This is a genomic window from Acidobacteriota bacterium (genome assembly GCA_019347945.1).
Lineage (GTDB): Bacteria > Acidobacteriota > Thermoanaerobaculia > Gp7-AA8 > JAHWKK01 > JAHWKK01.
Genome location: JAHWKK010000002.1, coordinates 140,390 through 161,131 on the forward strand (window position 1 = coordinate 140,390; position 20,742 = coordinate 161,131).

General features: G+C 62.0%; 18 protein-coding genes. 6 read left to right on the plus strand and 12 right to left on the minus strand.

Going from position 1 to position 20,742, the window contains the following annotated elements; translation table 11 throughout:
- Nucleotides 1-143 precede the first annotated feature (143 nt).
- The 11 genes from KY459_02135 to KY459_02185 all read right to left on the minus strand — a co-directional run bounded on the left by KY459_02135 (nucleotide 144) and on the right by KY459_02185 (nucleotide 11,760).
- Nucleotides 144-374 (minus strand): SWIB/MDM2 domain-containing protein, encoded by a 231-nt coding sequence (locus KY459_02135; GenBank protein ID MBW3563503.1) that lies wholly within the window; start codon nucleotides 372-374, stop codon nucleotides 144-146.
- A 72-nt stretch (nucleotides 375-446) separates the two neighbouring features.
- On the minus strand, nucleotides 447-1,310 hold the full coding sequence (locus tag KY459_02140; GenBank protein ID MBW3563504.1) for an aldehyde dehydrogenase family protein: 864 nt from the start codon (nucleotides 1,308-1,310) through the stop codon (nucleotides 447-449).
- Between the two features lie 10 nt (nucleotides 1,311-1,320).
- Nucleotides 1,321-2,808, minus strand: a complete 1,488-nt coding sequence (locus tag KY459_02145; protein ID MBW3563505.1) for an aldehyde dehydrogenase family protein — start codon at nucleotides 2,806-2,808, stop codon at nucleotides 1,321-1,323.
- 35 nt (nucleotides 2,809-2,843) lie between these two features.
- Nucleotides 2,844-3,794 carry a deoxyribose-phosphate aldolase gene (deoC, locus tag KY459_02150; protein ID MBW3563506.1) on the minus strand — a complete coding sequence of 317 codons (951 nt, stop codon included), beginning with the start codon at nucleotides 3,792-3,794 and terminating at the stop codon, nucleotides 2,844-2,846.
- A 50-nt stretch (nucleotides 3,795-3,844) separates the two neighbouring features.
- On the minus strand, nucleotides 3,845-5,731 hold the full coding sequence (locus KY459_02155) for a hypothetical protein (GenBank protein ID MBW3563507.1): 1,887 nt from the start codon (nucleotides 5,729-5,731) through the stop codon (nucleotides 3,845-3,847).
- 155 nt (nucleotides 5,732-5,886) lie between these two features.
- Nucleotides 5,887-6,177: a tetratricopeptide repeat protein gene (locus tag KY459_02160; GenBank protein ID MBW3563508.1), complete on the minus strand. Its 291-nt coding sequence runs from the start codon at nucleotides 6,175-6,177 to the stop codon at nucleotides 5,887-5,889.
- 433 nt (nucleotides 6,178-6,610) lie between these two features.
- Nucleotides 6,611-8,275 (minus strand): M28 family peptidase, encoded by a 1,665-nt coding sequence (locus KY459_02165; GenBank protein MBW3563509.1) that lies wholly within the window; start codon nucleotides 8,273-8,275, stop codon nucleotides 6,611-6,613.
- Between the two features lie 139 nt (nucleotides 8,276-8,414).
- The gene (locus KY459_02170; GenBank protein ID MBW3563510.1) at nucleotides 8,415-8,792 is read right to left on the minus strand and encodes a hypothetical protein; all 378 of its coding nucleotides are present in this window, start codon (nucleotides 8,790-8,792) and stop codon (nucleotides 8,415-8,417) included.
- Nucleotides 8,793-9,078: 286 nt separating this feature from the next.
- Entirely contained in the window at nucleotides 9,079-10,473 is a 1,395-nt protein-coding gene (locus KY459_02175) for an undecaprenyl-phosphate glucose phosphotransferase (protein MBW3563511.1), read from the minus strand.
- Nucleotides 10,470-11,582, minus strand: a complete 1,113-nt coding sequence (locus KY459_02180; protein MBW3563512.1) for a glycosyltransferase — start codon at nucleotides 11,580-11,582, stop codon at nucleotides 10,470-10,472. The genes KY459_02175 and KY459_02180 overlap by 4 nt, the downstream gene beginning before the upstream one ends.
- Entirely contained in the window at nucleotides 11,569-11,760 is a 192-nt protein-coding gene (locus tag KY459_02185; protein ID MBW3563513.1) for a hypothetical protein, read from the minus strand. The genes KY459_02180 and KY459_02185 overlap by 14 nt, the downstream gene beginning before the upstream one ends.
- Nucleotides 11,761-12,001: 241 nt before the next feature.
- On the opposite strand from KY459_02185, the gene ribD reads away from it, so the two are divergent.
- The 6 genes from ribD to kdsA all read left to right on the plus strand — a co-directional run bounded on the left by ribD (nucleotide 12,002) and on the right by kdsA (nucleotide 18,450).
- A complete protein-coding gene (gene ribD / locus KY459_02190) occupies nucleotides 12,002-13,123 on the plus strand; it encodes a bifunctional diaminohydroxyphosphoribosylaminopyrimidine deaminase/5-amino-6-(5-phosphoribosylamino)uracil reductase RibD (protein ID MBW3563514.1) in 1,122 nt (373 codons plus the stop codon).
- Between the two features lie 77 nt (nucleotides 13,124-13,200).
- Nucleotides 13,201-13,710, plus strand: coding sequence for a hypothetical protein (locus tag KY459_02195; GenBank protein ID MBW3563515.1), 510 nt, complete (start codon nucleotides 13,201-13,203; stop codon nucleotides 13,708-13,710).
- Nucleotides 13,710-14,987, plus strand: a complete 1,278-nt coding sequence (locus KY459_02200; GenBank protein ID MBW3563516.1) for a dipeptidase — start codon at nucleotides 13,710-13,712, stop codon at nucleotides 14,985-14,987. Before KY459_02195 ends, KY459_02200 begins: the two co-directional genes overlap by 1 nt.
- Nucleotides 14,984-15,733: a 3-deoxy-manno-octulosonate cytidylyltransferase gene (kdsB, locus tag KY459_02205; GenBank protein ID MBW3563517.1), complete on the plus strand. Its 750-nt coding sequence runs from the start codon at nucleotides 14,984-14,986 to the stop codon at nucleotides 15,731-15,733. The genes KY459_02200 and kdsB overlap by 4 nt, the downstream gene beginning before the upstream one ends.
- Before the next feature lie 204 nt (nucleotides 15,734-15,937).
- Nucleotides 15,938-17,635, plus strand: coding sequence for a CTP synthase (locus KY459_02210; protein ID MBW3563518.1), 1,698 nt, complete (start codon nucleotides 15,938-15,940; stop codon nucleotides 17,633-17,635).
- A complete protein-coding gene (gene kdsA, locus KY459_02215; protein ID MBW3563519.1) occupies nucleotides 17,632-18,450 on the plus strand; it encodes a 3-deoxy-8-phosphooctulonate synthase in 819 nt (272 codons plus the stop codon). Before KY459_02210 ends, kdsA begins: the two co-directional genes overlap by 4 nt.
- A 41-nt stretch (nucleotides 18,451-18,491) precedes the next feature.
- On the opposite strand, the gene KY459_02220 is transcribed toward kdsA, so the two are convergent.
- Nucleotides 18,492-20,678, minus strand: coding sequence for an ATP-dependent RecD-like DNA helicase (locus tag KY459_02220; GenBank protein MBW3563520.1), 2,187 nt, complete (start codon nucleotides 20,676-20,678; stop codon nucleotides 18,492-18,494).
- Between the last annotated feature and the right edge of the window lie 64 nt (nucleotides 20,679-20,742).

The following is a 20,742-nucleotide window of genomic DNA, read 5'->3' on the forward strand; positions in this document are numbered from 1 at the left end:
AAAACCCCTCTTCGAGAGGTGGCTCGGAAGAGGGGTTTTTCGGCACGCTAGCGCGCCGCAACGGAGCCGGCGTGCTTCTGTTGCCGACTCCTTCCAATATAGGTCCGGAAATCGAATTTCGCCAGACCGTTGCTGCAAACTTTTCAGCTCAGATGGTTACTGATGAGCTTGGTCATCTCGAACATCGAGACCTGCGCCTTGCCGTTGAACACCGGCTTCAGCTTCGCGTCGGCGTTGATCATTCGCTTGTTCTTCGGATCCTGCAGGTTGTGCTTCTTGATGTAATCCCAGACTTTCTTGGTCACCTGGGTCCTCGGCAACGGAGTGCTGCCCACGATCTCAGCGAGCTCCGGGCTCGGCTGCACTTCTTTCATGATTCCTTTTTTTTCGGCCATTTCACTTCTCCTTTCGTCCCGACTTCGGGACCAACATAGCACGAGGCACGCTCAGGTGCCCATCGGATGCCAGACTGTTTTCACTTCCTGAAATTCGGCAATATGGTACGGGGACTGCGCTGAATCCGAAAACCAATCTATTCTGTCGTCTCTGACCATCCGTTTCACGTTCTCGGCAGCAAGATGCACTGCCTCGGCCAACTTTTCCTGTTCCAAGCCCGAAATATCGATCGCATTCACATCCATATGGCCTGCCAGCCACGAAGCGAGCTCGTCACTGAAGCCCGTCAGAATGTTGACGACGCCTCCCGGCAGGTCGCTCGTCGCGAGAATCTCCGCGAACGTGATGGCCGGGAGCGGGCGCCCCTCGGATGCCAGAACCACGACCGTGTTGCCGGCGACGATCGCAGGAGCGACCCGCGAGATCAGCCCCAGCAGCGCGCTCTCGCGCGGCGCGACTATTCCCACCACACCGGTCGGTTCCAGAGTGGAAAAGTTGTAGAAGGGGCCAGCCACCGGATTCACCGATCCGAACAGCTGCTGATACTTGTCGGCCCAACCGGCGTAATGCACGAGCCGATCGATCGAGGCGGCGACTTCCTTCCGGGCGTCGGCGCGTGCTGAACCGGAGCGTGCGACCTCGTCGACCAGTTCGGCGCTGCGCGCCTCGGCCACCTCTGCCATCCGGTAGAGAATCTGGCCGCGGTTGTATGCCGTTCGTCCACTCCAGCCGGGAAATGCCTTCCGGGCTGCTGCAACCGCGTTCCGCAAATCCTTCCGTGAGCTTCGGGATACGTTCGCGAGCAACTCGTCTCCTCCCTCGGAATGGACCGGATAATACCGTCCTGATTCGCTTCGCGGGAAATCTCCACCGATGTAGAGCTTCCACGTCTTCCTCACCGCCAGGCGTGTCATCCGACGTCCCTCACGAGAGCTCCACGTAAGGGCGAAGACCGTGAAGCCCCCCTTCGCGCCCGAACCCGGATTCCTTGTAGCCTCCGAACGGAGACGAAGGATCGAACTTGTTGTACGTGTTGGCCCAGACCACACCGGCCCTCAATCTGCGGGCGATCTCGAGGATCCGCGAGCCCTTTTCCGTCCAGACCCCGGCGGAGAGCCCGTAGGGAGTGTTGTTCGCCCGCTCGATTGCTTCTTCAGGCGTACGGAAGGTCAGCACCGAGAGGACGGGACCGAAGATTTCTTCCTGGGCGATCCGGTGCGACTGGGCGACACCCGTGAAGAACGTCGGCTTGAACCAGAAGCCCCGCTCCGGCAGCTCGCACTCCGGCTGCCAGATCTCGGCACCTTCCTCGACGCCGCTTTCGACGAGCTCCCGGATCCTGTCGAGTTGCGCCTGCGAGTTGATCGCGCCCACATCGGTGTTCTTGTCGAGAGGATCGCCGACCCGCAGCGTTCCTATCCGATCGCGCAGCTTCCTGATCACGGGCTCGAGCACCGACTCCTGTACGAAGAGCCTCGAGCCCGCGCAGCAGACGTGTCCCTGATTGAAGTAGATTCCGTTGACGATTCCTTCGACCGCCTGATCGATCGGTGCATCCTCGAAGACGATGTTGGGCGCCTTCCCGCCGAGCTCGAGAGTCAGCTTCTTCTTCGTCCCCGCGATCGCGCGCTGGATCCGCTTGCCCACCTCGGTGGATCCGGTGAATGCGATTTTGTCCACGCCGGCGTGGTTCACCAGCGACGCACCCGTCTCTCCCGCCCCGGTGACGATGTTGACGACTCCGTCGGGGAGGCCCGCCTCCTGAATGATCTCTGCGAGCATCAGCGACGTCAGAGGGGTCGTTTCCGCCGGCTTGAGCACGACCGTATTTCCCGTCGCGAGCGCCGGCGCGATTTTCCAGGCAGCCATCAGGAGCGGAAAGTTCCACGGGATGATCTGCCCGGCGACTCCGAGGGGAGAGACGTTCCGGTTCGGAAAGGCGTACTCGAGCTTGTCGGCCCAGCCGGCATAGTAAAAGAAGTGAGCGGCGGCCAGCGGAATGTCGATGTCCCGGGACTCCTTGATCGGCTTGCCACCGTTCAGCGTTTCGATGACCGCGAGCGCGCGGCTCTTCTCCTGGATGAGCCGGGCGATTCGATAGATGTATTTCCCCCGTTCGAGCGGTTTCAAACGGCTCCAGCTCCGGTAAGCTTTCCTCGCGGCGGCGACGGCTCGATCAATGTCCTCCGCCGTGCCCTCCGCTACCTCCGCAAGCGTTGCCTCGGTCGCCGGATTGATCGTCTCGAACCAGCGGCCTTTGGCGGGCGGAACCATCGATCCACCGATGAAATGACCATAACGGTCGTCGAGAGTGAAGTGGTCGGTCGCTTCGGGTGCCGGAGCGTAGTCCCATTCGAACGCCGAGGGTACGGCCGGACCAGGCTGGAGGCGGTCGAGCGCCTGCGACGTCATCGGAGTCTTCTTTGCGGTAGCCCTTGTCATGTCTTTCAATCGAGTGTGAAGTAGTCGGACGACTGATAGCGCCCGGTCCGCTCCTTGCGGATCTGCATCAATACATCGTTCAGAAGCGAGCTGGCGCCGAACCGGAAAAGATCGGGCGTCATCCATTCAGGCCCGAGCGTCTCGAAAAGCAGAACCAGATACGCAAGGGCGAGCTTCGATGTCGCGATTCCCCCGGCAGGCTTCATGCCCACCCGGTGGCCGGTCTCGTAGTGGAAATCCCGAATCGCCTCCAGCATCACGAGCGTCACGGGAAGCGTGGCATTCGTCTTCGCCTTCCCGGTGGAAGTCTTGATGAAATCCGCACCGGCGTACATCGCGATCATCGAGGCTTTCCTCACCTGGTCGTAGCTCTCCAGCTCGCCGGTCTCCAGGATCACCTTGAGGTGGGCAGGGCCACTGGCCTCCTTGACCGCGACGATCTCGTCGAACACGTCCTGAAGGCGCCCGCTCAAGAAGGCGTTGCGGTTGATCACCATGTCGATCTCGTCGGCTCCGGCGGCGACGGCTCTGCGGGTCTCGTCGACCTTGAGGTCGGTCCAGGTCTGACCGCTTGGGAACCCGGTCGCCACCGAGGCGACGTGGACGCCCGAGCCCTCGAGAACCCGGGCGACGTGGGCGATCAGGCTCGGGTAGACGCAGACCGCCCCGACATGGGGAATCGACGCATCGGAAGGATCGGGGCGAATCGCCTTCCGGCAGAGGGCGAAAATCTTGCCGGGGGAGTCCTTCCCTTCGAGCGTCGTCAGATCGATCATCGAGATGATCGTCCTGAGGCCCTCGATCTTGGAAGCTTTCTTGATGGACCGCTTTGCGAGCGAGCTCGCGCGCTCCGTGACGGCCACCTCATCGACCGGTCGCACGAGCGCGAGCGCATCATTGAGACTACGGCCGGGCAGCGGGTCTCTTCCGCCGGTCGTTTCCAGGAGCTCGGTCATCGTCTCGATCCTATACCTTAACGAATCGATCCGAAACCGTAATCGCCGGCTCAACCGCCGTGCGCGACACCCCGGCGCCGCCGAGGAAGTTCATGAATCAGCTCCCAGGTGGTACCACGGAGTCTCCAGAGGTCGGAGTGATAAACCCCGTCGTAGCCGCCGTAAAAGAGAATCGACTCCGACACGGGATCCCAGACCATCCGGCCATTCATCCGCGGGCCTGGCGGATTCGATTCCGACAGCAGCGTCCAGGTCGTCCCGTCCCACGCCCAGAGATCACCGAGATACTCCTCGTCGGCGCTCTTCCCTCCGTAGAGGAGAATCCTCTGAGTCATCGGGTCCCACACCGTCATGGCCCCGTATCTCTGCGACGGTTTGGTCGGCGGATTCATCTCTGTCCAACGCGTTCCGTTGAACGACCACTGGTCTTCGTAGCGGCGGAATGACGCGTTGTCGTCCGGCCGGCCGATTCCTCCGAACAGAATGATCCGGCCGGAATTCGGATCGAAGAAGTACGCCCCGAGAATTCTCGCATCCGGTCGCTGTTCCCGTCTCAGATTCATCTCGGTCCAGTTTGTGCCGTCCCATCTCCAGGTCGAGTTGAGATAGCGAAGACCATCGGGAGTACCTCCGTACAGGATCGTACGGCCGAGATTCGGGTCATAGGCCATCATCCCGAACCTCCGAACCGGTGGAGCGGTATCCGGATCTTTGAGCTCCCATGCCGTGCCGTCGAACTCGTACGTTGCCGAGTCCTCGCAGATCATGACGAGCCTTTCGCGGGCGGTATCGATGGCTCCGAGCGGGTAGGTACAGACCCGCGGCTGGTCGTCGAAACGGCGCTGGGTCCAGCGCGTTCCCTCGAGCGTCCAGAAATCTCCGAGAAAATCGACCGAATTGTGGCCGCCGTAAAAGAGAACCCTCTCACCGGTCCAGTCTGGCTGAAAGACGAACTGGCTGCGAGGTCCGGGATCACCGAAACGGATTATCCGGCGCCATCGCCCATCGGCGAGAACGTAGGTCGAGTTCGTCGGTCGATCGCTGGTGCCACCGAACAGAACGGTCTCGCGCCGGCCAACGTCGTAGGCCAGGCCGTATCCGAACTTCAATGCAGCCGAAAAGTCGACCTCGGCCTCCTCCCAGTCCTCGCCATCCCAAAGCCACGTCGACGCGTCGATGAATCCGCCAGTGCAGCCGCCTCCGTACGTGAGAACGCGCTGATCCTCGGTCCTGAAGACCATCGAGACCTGGATCACACAGTCGGGATTGGTCTCGTTCCCCAGAACGACCCAGGCGCCGTCACGGAAAGCCAGAGTCACCTTGTCGTCGTCCTGATCGATGCCCAGCATCAGAATCTCGGAGCGCGCCTCATCCCAGACCATGCTCGGATTGTCGATCTGCGGAACCGTCGCAACCGACCGCCAGGTCGTTCCGTCGAACTCCCAGGTGTCGTGGAGAATCTCGGTCCCACGACTTCCGCCATAAAGCACGACGACATTGCGAATCGGGTCGAAGGCCATCGCATGAAGCCTTCGGGCCGGCGGCGAGGCAGGCGTCTGGATCAGCGTCCACTCATCGTTCCTATAGCTCCAGGTGTCGGCGTATGTCGTCTCGCCGTCGAATCCACCAAACAGGATCACCCGTCCGCCAACGGAATCGAATGTCATCGATGCTCCGGAGCGCTTCTGAGGTGAGATCTCGGGGTAGACCCGAATCCAGTCGATCCCGTTCCACTCCCAGGTGTCGCCAAGTGAGTAGGTGATCCTCGAAGCATCGGCAGCACTGAGTCCGCCGAAGAGCACGGCAGCGCCCTCGGTCGTGCTCCACGTCATCGCCGGATTACGCCGAGCCGAGGGAAACGCCAGCGCCGACCCGGCAAAGGCGAGGATCAAAATCGAGAGTACGGCCGTCTGCACGGCTCTGGGGCATCTGCTCATCATGGCCTCTTGGGAAGTTCGGGAGTCGAATCCGCGTGAAACCGCGTCTCCCGTCGCGACCAACGGACTGCTTGTGTGTTCCATTCCCCGCCGGTGCGACGGCGCACGCGCCTCACACAATCAGGACGTTCGCGCGGCCCCGGAAGTTACGGAGATCAGCTCACGAGCTCGATCAGCTCGCTCAGCGAAGACCTCGCCTGATTCCGGATCGGGGCGTCGTCGGACGCGAGGCGGATGACCTTGTTGTACTCGGCGATCGCTTTCGAATACTCGCGGGTGTGGAGATGATGAATGCGTCCGATCTGCAGCTTCGCTTCGAGATTCCGCGGATCGACCTCGAGAATCTTGTTGAGAAAAACGAGCGCCGAGTCGAACTTGCTCTCCTCGAGCGCCATTTCATATCGCATCCGGTACAGCGCCACGAGATCCTGTGGCGATGGGCTCATCCACGCGCCCGGCAAACGGGAAAGCACTGCGGAAATCAAACGCTTCGACGAAGGTGCTTCTGTTTTCCGAATCGGAAGTCTGTCCATCACGCACGCCCTCCCTCACTTCAGACAGTTACTGTAAATATCTTATTCGATGTTCTCTTTTCACGCAATCCCGCAGATGGGCGGCACACAACACTCGTCATTCTGAGCCCGGCGTGAGCGCGGGCGAAGAACCTGGGGGCGCGTGAATCGGTGTAATGCCCTCACGCGCCTCTGCGGTCACGAGCGCCCGACCAGATCCTTCGCCGTCCTTCGGCGGCTCAAGATGACGAGGAGGTGGATTCGCGAGAGCCACGGGGGCGACGGCGATGGGTTGGATCACGGCGCCTGAGATGGGGAGACGCGGCAACGGGGTCGTCACCGCGACTCCCGATCTTCTCGAGAATTTTCAGTCCGTCCGGTTCGCAAGCGCCTCTTTACGGGCGGCCTCGAATTCGTCTCCCGGGTTCCACGACGGCATCTCTTCACTCTCCGCTACGACGAGCCCGGTCAGGAAGAGAAGCCGAGCGTCCTCGACCATCCCTTCGAAGTTCCACGAGTCCTCGAGCTCGTCGTTAACCTGGTGGTAGTTGGTCGCCTCCCAGTTTTCGATCTGCTGCTTCCCCCACCCGGCCGGTCTTCCACGGAACTTCGTTCCCGTATCGGTATAGATCGCCGGTACCCCGATCCGGGCGAAGTGGAACTGATCGCTCCGATAGAAGAAACCCCTGTCGGGGAACTGGTCTCCCTGGACCGACCGGCCCTGCATCGCTGCGAAGCGCTCGACGATCGAATCGAGAGAGGATTTTCCGTACCCGATGAAGGTCAGATCCTCGGTGCGACCCCAGATGTTTGCGCCATCGATATTGATGTTCGCCGCAATTTTTCCGGGCTCGATCGTCGGATGATCCGCCCAGTACCGGCTTCCGAGAAGTCCCTGTTCCTCTGCTGCCACGAAGAGAAACATCACCGAGCGCGCTGGCCGAGCCGGGAGCTCCGTGAATGCTTTCGCGATCGCCAGAACCTGCGAGGTTCCGGATCCGTTGTCGAGTGCTCCGTTGTAGATCCGGTCTCCCTCCCCCTCTTCGGCCGTCCCGAGATGATCGTGGTGGGCCGTATAGATGACGACCTCGTCGCGAAGAATCGAATCGCTTCCGCGGAGGATTCCGGCGACGTTCGCCGTAGTCACAGCCGAGATCTCGACCGCGAGATCGAGCGAGGTCCGAATACCGAGCGGGACCGGTCGGAAGTCCTTCCGCCTCGCCGACTCGACGAGCTGGTCGAGATCCTTCCCCGCGAGCTTCATGAGCTCCCGCGCCGCGTCCTCACTCACCCATGCCTCGACGCTCAGCCGCGGCTCCGGACCGGCAGGGAGTCCGAACTGCTCGCCGGTCCATGACGTCTGAACCACCTGCCACGGATATCCCGCCGTCGGTGTGGTGTGGATCACGATTGCTCCGGCTGCACCCTGCCTCGCGGCACTCTCATATTTATAGGTCCAGCGCCCGTAGTAAAGCCGGCGATCCCCCTCGAAGAGATTCGGGGCCCAGTCGGGATCGTTGTTCATGAACACGAGGGTTTTTCCCTTCAGGTCCATCCCTTTGAAGTCATCCCACCCGTACTCGGGAGCTTCGATTCCGTATCCGACGAAGACGAGCTCGGAGTTGTTCAGCGACGATTGCTTTTTCTGCTGCCCCGAAACCGCGACGAACTCCTCCCCTCGATCGAGCCTTACGGTCTGTCCGCCCCTCGAGAACGTCCACGTCGCCGGAACTTTCGTATCGACGCCGACGATGTCGAACGGCTGCGTCCAGGTGCCGTCGATACCGGCCGGCTCGAGGCCGAGTTTCTCCATCTCGGTCGACAGGTAGAGCTGAGTCAGCGCATCGCCCTCGGTGGCCGGACCTCTGCCGCCGAGCAGATCATCCGAGAGAAATCGGACGTGTGCCCGGAGCAGCGAGCCGTCGATCGAGTCCCCAGCCTCCAGCGCCTGCGGCGGAAGCGGATCGGGCTCGTGGGCCATGACGCCAAAGGCCGCGAGCATTGAAATCATGAGAATCGTCAGTCTGCGCATCGTGAACTGCTCCTTTCATCTCGAACCGGAGTCTATCAATCCGGGAAGGTCCGAAGGCATCGGGATGGATTGAATGCCTTTAACTCCTCGAATCTCGCGAAGTCGCGGTGCCCATCACAGCCCAGAAGGACGCGAACGCTCAGCTTTCGCTCTCTTCGGCGTGCACTTCCTCGCCAGCCGGCGTCACCAGATACCATTCCGCTCCCGACTCGACGATGTCCTGGCCCCTGGCGTCCCCCGGCTGTTGATCCTGCGCGTAATAGTAGAGAGGCCAGCCGCCATAGGTCACCTGGGTCGTGCCGTCAGTCCTCGTAATCGTGCCGAGCATCCCCGTCTGAACAGTGGGATCACTGGCACTCGGTTCGCCGTCGGTCATCAGCGGAGGCCACACCTGGGCGCACGAGTCGTAGCAAGTGCTCCCCTGCTGTCCCTCATCCTTCTTGAAGAGATAGAGGCTCATCCCCGAATCGTCGACTAGGTGCTGACCATACGGCTCGGTCGTCCGAACCCCGATCATGGCGGAACGAGCGGTCATCTCCTGGGTCGTCTCCGGCTCCGCAGCGGGACGCGTCTCGGTCATGCTCGCCGGTTCCTCGAGCTCCTGCTCCGGGGCACAACCGACCGCGAGCACTGCCATCGAGAGCGTCACGAGGACTGATTTCAGGTTTTCGAATTTCATCTGCTCCTCCTTTCGGTTTCGAGTTGCTTCGAAGAGCAAGAAGCCCGCCGCTCTCTCGGCCCATCAGACCGGAAGTCCGCGTCATTCGGCTTGAGAAAATGAAGCTCCGCGAGACCTCACGGGGTCAATATGCGTTTTCGTGACGGAAGCCGTAGCGAATGGTCATCAGCAGGATCTTCAGGTCGAGAAAGAGCGACCAGTTCTCGATGTAGAAGAGGTCGTGCTCGACGCGCATTCGCACCGAGGTGTTGCCACGCCAGCCGTGAACCTGCGCCCAGCCGGTCATACCGGCGCGGACCTTGTGTCGGAGCATGTAGTGAGGAAACTCTTCGCGGAACTTCTCCACGAACTCGGGGCGCTCGGGGCGAGGCCCGACCAGACTCATCTCGCCTCGCAACACGTTGATCAGCTGAGGAAGCTCGTCGAGTGACCAGCGGCGGATGAACCGCCCGACCCTGGTCCGTCGCTCGTCATCGCGCGAGGCCCACACGGCTCCGCTCGCAGCCTCGGCGTCGTTCTTCATCGAGCGGAACTTGATCATCTCGAAGGGCTGGCCATCGAGACCCATCCGGCGCTGCCGGTAGACGACCGGAGCACCGTCCTCCAGCCGGATCGCTGCCGCAATTCCGATCATCACCGGAGCGAACAGGATCGAAGCGACGGTCGCCGTCACGAGATCGAAAATCCGTTTGAGCAGGCTGTTCCATCCCGCGAGCGGCGTCTCCGACAGATTCACCGTGGGAAGTCCGTCGAGATCCTCGACCTTCGAGCGAAGAGCCATGTACTGGAGCAGATCCGGTACGACGTGCACCGATACGTACTCGCGCGAAAGCCGGTCGAGAAGCATCATCGTCTCGGGAGCCGACTGATGCGGCATCGCGACATAGACGTGATCGATCTGCCGCGACCTCAGAAGGCGCACCACATCGTCCGGCGTCCCGAGATACTCCGGATCACCTTCGAACGGCGCCGCGGCGACGTAGCCGACGACCGTGAGACCGAGCCCGCGGTGATCCTCGATTCGTCGGATCACCTCCCGGGCGAGGTCGCCTCCCCCGACGACGAGCACCCGCTCGAGGCCCTCCCCGCGACGAATTCGACGCCCGATCAGCCAGCGGGCGATGAGCCGCCCGCCTGAAATGAACAGCAGCGAGCAAATCGAGAAGAGTGCCAGGGTCGCGCGTGAATAGTCACCCCCCGCAGGCCGGAACCACAACAGAAGCCCCGACAGAACGATCGTCGACGAGGCCACCCCCATGGCGACGCTCAGCAGCTCTTCGATCGCCGTCCGGCCGGGACGCTGACGGTAGATTCCATGCAGGGTGAAGATCAGCGGAAACAAAACCGCGACGAGCGGTACCAGCCGCAGGTATACCGAAAGATCCTGCGGGCCACGCGTGACCGGAATGATCTCGACGACGAAACGGAGGTACCAGGCAGTCACGAGCGCAGCGCTGGCGGCAAGCGCATCCAGGAGCACGTGAATCGAAGCGAGAATTCTCTGTCTTCGACGGATCAAGCCAGAACCTCCCTCAGCAGTTCGCTCATCCGACTGATGAAACCGCTTCTGGGAAATCGGGATGCTCGATCGCGCAGAACCGGGCGGTCCCAGTCGATTCTCTCGGCCGCCAGCATCGCCTCCTCGAGCCCTGATACCTGATCATCGTAGAGGATGCCGGTCTTCTGGTGGATCACGGAGTCGACCACGCCTCCCTCCGACGGGGCGACGACCGGCGTTCCGAGCGCCATCGCCTCCAGCGCGGTGATGCCGAAATCCTCGACACCGGGAATCACCAGCGATCTCGCACAGCCTACCAGGTCGAACAGCTCCTCACGATCGACGTGCCCTCTGAACTCCGCGACGCTTCCCCATCGCGACTCCAGCCGGCGCCGGTCCGGTCCAGTGCCGATGATGATCAGCTTCCGGGCGATCCGGCTTGCGGCCACGATCGCCCGCTCGACTCGCTTGTAGGGAACCAGCGCGGATACCACCACGTGCCACTGGTCCCGCCCCTCGGGCAGCGGTTCGCTGAGAAATGAGTCGTCGACAAAGGGGTGTACGACATCCGCGTCGCAACCGTAGTAATCGCGGATACGCTGTCGCACGAAGCTCGAGTTCGCAATGAAGCGGTCGACTCCGGCCGAGCTGGAGACATCCCACCGCCTGAGAGCCGGCGCGAGCGCGCTCGCGGCGAGTCTCTGAATCGGCCGGCCCGGCGGGAAGTAATCGTCGAATCGGTCCCAGACGTACCTCATCGGGGTATGGCAATAGGAAACGTGGGGAACCCCTCCCGTGTCGACGCCCTTCGCGACACAATGACTCGAGGAAACCACCAGATCGTATTCGCGGAAATCCCACGCGCGGACCGCGGCGGGGAACAGCGGGAGGAGGTACCGATAGTTCGGAATCTTCGAGGCGAGCCGCTGGAGCGATGAGGTCGTGATCGAGTGGGCCTCGAGCTCAGGAGAAACGGATCCTTCGAAATGGAAGAGCGTGTAGAGGTCCGCGCCGGGGAAAATCTCGAGAATCGCCTCGAGCACCTGTTCCCCTCCGCGCATCCCCGTGAGCCAGTCGTGAACGACGGCGACTTTCAGATTCCCGAGAGGATTACGCTCAGTCGTTCGCACCCGACTCCGCTTTTCCGGGGGTCGAGGCGAGCGGATACTCCCCCGTCCGCGCTGCACATTTTCTGCAGTGAAAGTCGTACTCGAAGTAGTCCTCGGCTGGAGTTTCGCTGAGACACTGGACACAGACATGTTTTCCGGTTCGCCCCGGGCGGAGCCTCGGTACGGATTCCTCGTTCATCGTCTCGACGCCCCGGCATGATACGTGCCGCGGACGACCAGCGTCCATACGCGATGACCCCTGTGTGAAATAATCGCCTGAATCGCCAGCTCACCGATCGAGTCGCCCGCCGAGTGTAAACAGAGCTTCTCGATTCTGCGCCCATGCAACCGACAGGAGGTCAGATGATCAGCAAACTTTCGCGGGCCTTCGTGCTCGGGACATTCCTCCTGGCTCTTCCCGCTCTCTACATCGCTCCGCAGTGAGACCGGAAACGGCGTCGGTCGATCGGAAGTTCATGATGCGAGCTCTCGAGCTCGCGAAAAAGGGTCTTTATTCGGTCAGCCCCAATCCCATGGTCGGGGCCGTGGTGGTCCACGACGGAGAGATCATCGGGGAAGGGTGGCACGAACGTGCCGGCAAGGCGCACGCGGAGATTCTGGCGCTCGATTCCGTTTCGCGGGATCCGCGAGGATCGACGTTGTACGTGACGCTCGAGCCCTGCCGCCATCACGGTCGCACACCTCCCTGCGTCGACCGGATCCTCCACAGCGGCATCGCGCGGGCCGTCATCGCAACCGAAGATCCGGGCGAAGCGATGTCGGGCGAGTCGGTTCGCCAGCTCCAGGAGCAGGGACTCGACGTCACCACCGGGATCTGCCGCGACGAGGCCGAACGTCTCAATGAAGTGTTCCTCCGGTCCGTCAGAAGCGGCCGGCCGTTCATCGCGATCAAGGCCGCGATGACGCTCGACGGAAAAATGGCCACCGAATCCGGCAGGAGCCAGTGGATCACCTCCGATGAGGCGCGTCGTCGCGGACTGGAGCTGCGCGAGCGGTACGACGCCATTCTGACCGGGAGCGGAACCGTGAGGGCTGACGATCCGCGTCTCACACGCCGGCTCGGGCTCGCCTCGTCGATCCAGAAGCACACCAGAGTGATCCTCGATGCCTCCGGGACCCTACCGCTCTCGGCCGGCGTCATCAATGACGGTGCGGCCCCGACGCTGGTTTTCACCCCGAACCCCGGACGATACGAAAGCTCGGTTTGCGAAGCGATCGAAGCGCCAGCCGAGTCGGGACGGATCGATCTCGACTTCGTCCTCGGCGATCTCGGTCGCCGCGGAATTCGCTCGCTGCTGACCGAAGGGGGACCATCGATCATCCGATCGTTCGTCGATGCCGGGCGCTGGGACAAGATCTACGCCTTCATCGCGCCTCTTCTCGCCGGCGGCAGCGAACGCTACGGTTTTCTTTCGGGATCGGTCGTGGCCGATCTCGATCAGGCCGTGAGATTTCGCTTCGATGAGATCGAGAGGATCGATCCCGACGTCCTGCTCATCGCCCGGCCACTGAAGCGAGCGACGCACGAGTCGGATTCGTGAAGTTTCGACTGCTGCTTCTTCCACCGCGTTAGAATTCGCGAATGCTCACGTGCAGCCACTGCGGAGTACCTTTCGAAGTGAACGACGCCGAGTGCAGCTCGTGCGGAAAATCGTTCACAAGCTACGGGTTTCTCGACAACCCGCGGCGAACGATCGGGGTCTGGCTCTTCTCGGTCTATCTGATCGGCAGCGGCATGACCTCCTTCGCCCTCGTTCCCTACTTCGCCCTGCTTCAGTTCGCCAGCTCCGAACCGGGTCTCGCCGAGTTCGCCGGAATCTTCTCTCGTGAGCTCGGGATCGCGCTGCTCGTCGCCGGCACCCTCGAGCTCGTCGCCGGCTTCCTGCTCTTCACTCTGAAGAAGGCTGCCATCCCCTTCATGCTCCTCGCGCTCATCGCGGGATTTTTTGCGGCCATTCCGATCATCAACCACATCGGAGCTTCCGGACCGCTGATGACGATCACGGTCGGATTCGTTTTCAGCGTTGCCGTTCAGATCGTCGCACTCTGGTATGCGTGGCGGCTTGCCGCCGAGGGGATTCTCGGCTGGACTCCCGACAGGATCAGAGCGAAAGGGTTTTCTTACTGATGAAGGACATCTCCCCCCGCTTCATCCCGAAGATCTTCGCGCTGCTCCTTCTCGGCGTGCTCTCGATCACGATTTCTGCGGACGAGTACGAAGACCGCGCAAGAGAAATCCTCCGCAGGGTTCCACTCATCGATGGGCACAACGACGTCCCGTGGACGCTTCGGGAAGCGGTTGCCAACCACATCGCCCGAGTCGATCTGAGCCGTGACACCACGACGCTCCCCGCCCCGATGCACACCGACATCCCCCGGCTGCGAAGGGGAATGGTCGGTGCGCAGTTCTGGTCGGTCTATGTGCCGGCAGACCTCGAGGAGCCGGTAGCCGTCCAGACGACCCTCGAACAGATCGACGTCGCAAAGCGGATCACCGCTGCGTATCCTACGGTCTTCGAGCTGGCACTGGACGCGGACGACATCGAGCGCATCCACCGCTCAGGAAAAATTGCGTCGCTCATCGGAATGGAGGGAGGACATTCGATCGGATCATCACTCGCGGTTCTGCGGCAGATGTACGAGCTTGGCGCCCGCTACATGACGATCACGCACTCCGACAACACTCCGTGGGCAGATTCCGCCACCGACGACCCGGAACACGACGGCCTCACTCAATTCGGTGAAGAAGTAATTCGTGAGATGGCGCGACTCGGAATGCTCGTCGACATGTCTCACCTCGCCGAAACGACGATGCACGACATCCTCGACGTCACACCGGCTCCCGTGATCTTCTCCCACTCGTCTGCCCGGGCGCTCAATGCCCATCCCCGAAACGTGCCCGACGCCGTCCTGAGGAGACTTCCGGAGAACGGCGGGGTCGTCATGGTCACGTTCGTTCCTTCCTTCATCTCCGAAGAGGTGCGCCAGTGGCGTGCTGCGAGAGACGCGGAAGAAGCCCGGCTGAAATCACTCTGGACGGGACGTCCGGACGCAGTCGCGGCCGCATTCGCCAAGTGGCAGCTCGAGCATCCATCCCCCGTGGCGACGCTGAGCCAGGTCGCCGACCACATCTATCACATCCGAGCCGTCGCGGGGATCGATCACATCGGCATCGGCTCGGATTTCGACGGGATCTCGTCGACGCCGACGGGCCTCGAGGGAGTCGAGACGTTCCCTGCGCTCTTCGCCGAGCTTCTCCGTCGCGGATATTCGGACAATGACTTCGAAAAGATTGCAGGCCTCAATGTCCTTCGGGTGATGCGACGAAGCGAAGAGGTTGCCGCGGAGCTGCAGCGCGCCCGGCCACCCTCCGATGCCCTCATCACGGAGCTCGACCGGGAGTGAGCGCTTCGTCCGCGGGTGGGACCGTCGTCGTCATCCCTTCCCGCTATGGCTCGACGAGATTCCCCGGCAAGGCTCTCGTCCCGATCGCCGGCAAATCGCTGATCAGCCGCGTGTGGGAGAGAGTGATCGAGGCCCGGATTCCCGCTGGAGTCTGGGTGGCGACCGACGACCCCAGGATCGAGCAGCACGTCCGCGAGATCGGAGGCCGGGTCGTGATGACTCCCGGCGACTGTGCAACGGGAACCGATCGGATCGCCGCCGCGATCGATGCGATCCGCGACGAGCTCGGACGCGAGCCGGCGTTTGTGATCAACGTCCAGGGAGACGAGCCGCTGATCGATCCGGAGCTCGTCGATCGAATCGCGTCGACGCTCGAGAGCAGCGGCGCGGACGTGGTCACTCTCGCCTGCCCGCTGGGTGCACCGGACGAGCTCGACCGTCCGGACGTCGTCAAGGTCGTGACCGATCTCGAGAGCTATGCGCTCTATTTTTCGCGCTCGCCGATCCCGCACGGCAACACGCAGACAGCCCGCCGGCACATCGGGGTCTACGGATTCCGCTCGGAGGTCCTGCGCCAGTTCACAGAGCTCCCTCCTTCTCCTCTGGAGCGCTCCGAAAAGCTCGAACAGTTGCGACTTCTTCAGAACGGATTTAAAATTCTGGTGCTGGAGACGGATCGACCGCATCAGGGCGTGGACCAGCCAGAGGACGTCGCCCGGGTCGAGCGGGCCCTGGAAAGCGAATGACGCAATTCTGTAAACCAGGACATGGGGAGTCGAGTTGAGCGGCGTCCGCCGCCAACGCCCGAGCCACCAGCAGTCCCCACCCCTCTCTTCCCCATCAGGCACCGTAACTGAAACAAACCCGTCATGCGGGCGGTTTCCGCTCCGGAGCGGACAGCCGACCATGGCGATGACATCAACCGCAGCGCTTTTCGAATCGAGGTCTGGATGAGCACCAAGTACATTTTCGTGACCGGCGGAGTCGTATCCTCCCTTGGAAAAGGAATCGCTGCGTCGTCGATCGGCGCTCTTCTCGAAGCGCGCGGATTTCGCGTCACGATGCAGAAATTCGATCCCTACGTAAACGTCGATCCGGGGACGATGTCGCCCTTCCAGCACGGAGAGGTCTACGTCACCGACGACGGCGCCGAGACCGACCTCGACCTCGGTCACTACGAGCGCTTCACCCACATGAAGGCGACTCGTCGCAACAACTTCACGACCGGACGCATCTACCAGCAGGTCATCGACAAGGAACGGCGCGGGGACTACCTCGGCAAGACCGTCCAGGTCATTCCCCACGTCACCGACGAGATCAAGCAGAGCATTCGAGAAGTCACGGCCGACCAGGACATCGACGTCGTCATCGTCGAGATCGGCGGAACCGTCGGCGACATCGAATCGCTCCCGTTCCTCGAAGCGATCCGCCAGTTCCGTCAGGAGGTCGGCCGGGGCAACGCGATCAACGTCCACCTGACGCTCGTACCATTCATCAAGGCTTCCAACGAGCTGAAGACCAAACCGACCCAGCATTCGGTCAAGGAGCTCCGCGAGATCGGTATTCAGCCCGACATTCTTCTCTGCCGCTCCGACCGGATCATTCCCGACGAGATGCGCCGCAAGATCGCGCTGTTCTGCAATGTCGAGGAAGAAGCCGTCATCCCCGCCTACGACGTCGACTACATCTACCAGGTCCCACTCTCGCTTTCCCGCGAAGGGCTGGACGGGATTCTTCTCGACAAGCTTCACCTTCCGCAGGAAGAGCTCGCCGATCTCACCAAGTGGGAAGAGATCGTGCGAAAGCTCCGCCATCCCGAAGACATCATTCGGATCGGTTTCGTCGGCAAGTACGTCGACTTCGGCGATTCCTACAAGTCATTGAACGAAGCGCTCCTTCACGGTGGTGTCGCCAACAATGTTCGAGTGGAGATCCGCTACATCGACTCCACTGAGCTCGAAAAGGATGGCTATCACGGCGAGCTTCAGGGAGTGGACGGCATTCTCGTCGGTCCCGGGTTCGGAGAGCGCGGCGTAGAAGGGATGCTCCAGGCGATCCGGTATGCACGCGAAAAGAAAGTCCCCTTCCTCGGGATCTGCATGGGGATGCAGTGCGCCGTCATCGAGGTCGCACGAAATCTCGCCGGCCTCACGGGGGCGAACTCCACCGAATTCGACGAGGACGCTCCTTTCAAGGTGATCTACAAGCTCCGCGATCTGATCGGCGTCGACGCGCTCGGAGGAACGATGCGCCTCGGCAAGTACCCCTGCGAGCTGGAGGAAGGATCGCTTGCGCGCCGCGCTTACGAGAGCGAGCTCGTCGAGGAACGGCACCGTCACCGTTTCGAGGTCAACCCGGAGTATGTGCAGCGTCTCGAAGAGCAGGGGCTCAAAATGACCGGGAAGTCGCCCGACGGCAAGTTCATCGAGATCGTCGAGCTGGCGGATCACCCCTGGTTCCTCGGATGTCAGTTCCATCCCGAGTATCGCTCCCGCCCATCGCGCCCGCATCCGCTTTTCCGCGACTTCATTGAGGCAGCGCGAAAGTTCAAGGGCTCGCGCGGCGCACAACCGGAGCCGGCCGCACAGAACACGCACTCCGAGGAAACCGTAGAGAGGGACGAACACGCTCTCGAGGAAGTTCCTTGACGCGTGCCATCCCGATCGGAAATGTGACGATCGGCGGACAGAGTCCACCAGTTTTCATCGCGGGACCATGCGTCATCGAGTCGCGCGACCACGTGATGAAGATGGCCGATGAGCTGGTCGCGCTGCGCGATGAGCTCGGCATCTCACTGATCTTCAAGTCGTCGTTCGACAAGGCGAACCGCAGCAGTATCGACTCCTTCCGCGGCCCGGGACTCGACGAAGGACTGGCGATTCTCGCCGAGGTCGCGAGCGAGCACGGGTTGCCCGTTCTGTCGGACATCCACGACGTATCGCAGGCCGGGCCGGCAGCCGAGGTCCTCGACGTTCTTCAGATTCCGGCGTTTCTCTGCCGCCAGACCGATCTGATCGTCGCCGCGGCGAAGACCGGCAAGGCGGTCAACGTCAAGAAGGGACAGTTCCTCTCGCCCGAGGAGACGAAGAACATCCTTCAGAAAGGTGACGAGGCCGGGAGCGACAAGGTCTTTCTGACAGAGCGGGGTTCGTCGTTCGGGTATCAGAACCTGGTCGTCGACATGCGATCGTTTCCGATCATGCGGAGCTACGGCGCGCCGGTCGTATACGACATCACGCACTCGATGCAGCGGCCCGGTGGCGAGGGCACCTACACCGGTGGAACCCGGCAGTTCGCGCGGCCCCTCGCGCGCGCCGCAGCGGCGGTAGGGGTCGACGGCTTCTTCATGGAAGTCCATGACCGTCCTGATGAAGCGCTCTCGGACAAGACGACGCAGCTCGACATCGGAATCGCGCGCGGTGTCATCGAGGACATCCTCCGCATCCGCGAAGCGCTGGGCTAAACCAGCGCAGAGCCTTCACTCTTCTTTTCACTCTTCACTCTTCACTCTTCACTCTTCTCTTCCTCTTCACTCGTCTTCAGCAGTCTCTGGAGACGTGTCCATCGCCTGTTCGAAACCCGTCTCGAGATCGCCCGCCGCAAAGCTTCCTTTTGTCCGACGAGAACGACGAGCCGCTTCCCGCGAGTCACCGCGGTATAGATCAGATTTCTCTGAAGCATCACGTAATGCTGCATGGACAGCGGGACGATCACGGCCGGGTACTCCGAGCCCTGGGACTTGTGAATCGTCGAGGCGTAGGCGAGCACGAGCCGGTCGATCTCGTCGAAACCATAACGGACGCTCCGGCCCTCGAACTCGGCGACCAGTTCCTCCTCCTCCTCGTCGATCCGGCGGATCACGCCGATGTCTCCATTGAAGACTTCCTTGTCGTAATCGTTCTCGGTCTGCATGATCTTGTCGCCGGCGGTGTACCTCGAGCCATATCGCTCGATTCCTTCTTTTCGGGACCGCTCGTTGAGCGAGCGCTGCAGTACCGAATTGAGCGCCTCGACCCCCGAACCGCCCCGATTCATCGGAGTGAGCACCTGAATTTCGCGCAGCGGATCGAGACCGAATCTGCGTGGAATCCGATCGCTTACGAGGCGCCTGACCATATCGGCGATCGCCTCCGGCTCAGTCTCGACGAAAAAGAAGTCGCTGGCGTCTGAATCCGCCGTGTCGAATTGCGGCATGCGGCCCCGGTTGATCTCGTGAGCGCCGACGATGATGCTGCTCGTCTCCTTCTGCCGGAAGATCTCGGTGAGGCGCACAGCGGGAACTCTTCCCGATTCGATCACGTCTTCCAGAACTTTGCCGGGACCCACCGAGGGGAGCTGATCGACGTCGCCGACCAGCAGCAGCGCGGCGTGAGACGGGAGCGCTCTCACGAGCGAGTCCATCAGCGGCACGTCGACCATCGAGACCTCGTCGACGACGAGCAGATCGGCTTCGATCGGCCGGGTCTCGTTGCGCGTGAACTTTCCGGTTCTCGGGTTGATCTCGAGCAGCCGATGAATCGTCCTTGCCGAGAATCCCGTGCTGTCGGCCAGACGCCGGGCGGCCCGACCGGTCGGCGCGGCAAGCGCCACGTCGACCGCCTTCGCCGTGAGAATCCGGAGGATCGAATTGACGAGAGTCGTCTTGCCGACCCCGGGCCCGCCCGTGATCACAGCAACGCGCGACGCGAGAACCAGCGTGATCGCCTGGCGCTGCGAGGGAGAGAGGACAATCGAATTCTGTCGTTCGACCCATCCCATTGCAGCCTCGGCGTCGATATCCGGCCACGGCCGGCTCGAAGCCCCGGCCAGAGACGTGAGTGTTCCCGCGATCCGCTCCTCCGCGCGGTAGAGCCACGGAAGATAGATCATCGTTCCGTCCTCCAACGCCTCCTGCGCGAGATGGTTCCCGCCGAGCTCCATCTCCAGAGCCTCGGTCACCCTCGTCGGCTCGATCTCGAGCAGACTCACCGTCTTTTCGACCAGATCCTCCCGGGGAAGACCGCAATGACCCTGCGACATCGCCTCGGACAGGACATGGGTCAGGCCCGCTCTGGCCCTGAAGATCGAGCTCCGCTCGAAACCGAGACTCAGTGCAATCGCGTCGGCGCTCCTGAATCCGATCCCTCGAACATCGTCCGCGAGGCGGTATGGGTTGTTCTTGATCTCGGCGACGGCGTTTGCACCGTACTGATTCCAGATCCTTCGGATTCTCGCGGGTCCGACGCCATGTTCCTGAAGGAAGAGCATCAGGTCGCGAAGTCCTCTCGCTTCCTTCCAGCTCTTTGCGATCAAGCCGGCGCGTTTCCGTCCGATCCCCACGACCTGGGTCAGGCGTGCCGGATCCTCGTCGATCACCTCGAGGGTCGATTCGCCGAACCGCTGGACGATGAGCTTCGCAGTCGATGGACCGACTCCCTTCAGCAGCCCCGAGGCGAGAAGGCGCTCGATTCCGGAGCGCGTGGTCGGAACCCGGATCGAGACCGATTCCGCCTGAAACTGGACGCCATGTTTCGAATCGGTCCGCCACTCACCGCTCGCTTCGACCGTCTCACCCGGTGAGATGGGGGGGAGGTTCCCGACGATGGTCACGCGACTCGAACGGGCTCCGAGCGATCTCGCCTGGAGAACGGAGAATCCGGAGTCCTCCCCGTAGAAGGTCACCCGTTCGATCACAGCCGAGAGCTTCTCCATTCGCGGCTCAGTGTAGGAAAACGTGGGGCAGAGGCGCCACTACGGCGCCTCTTTTGCAGCCGCG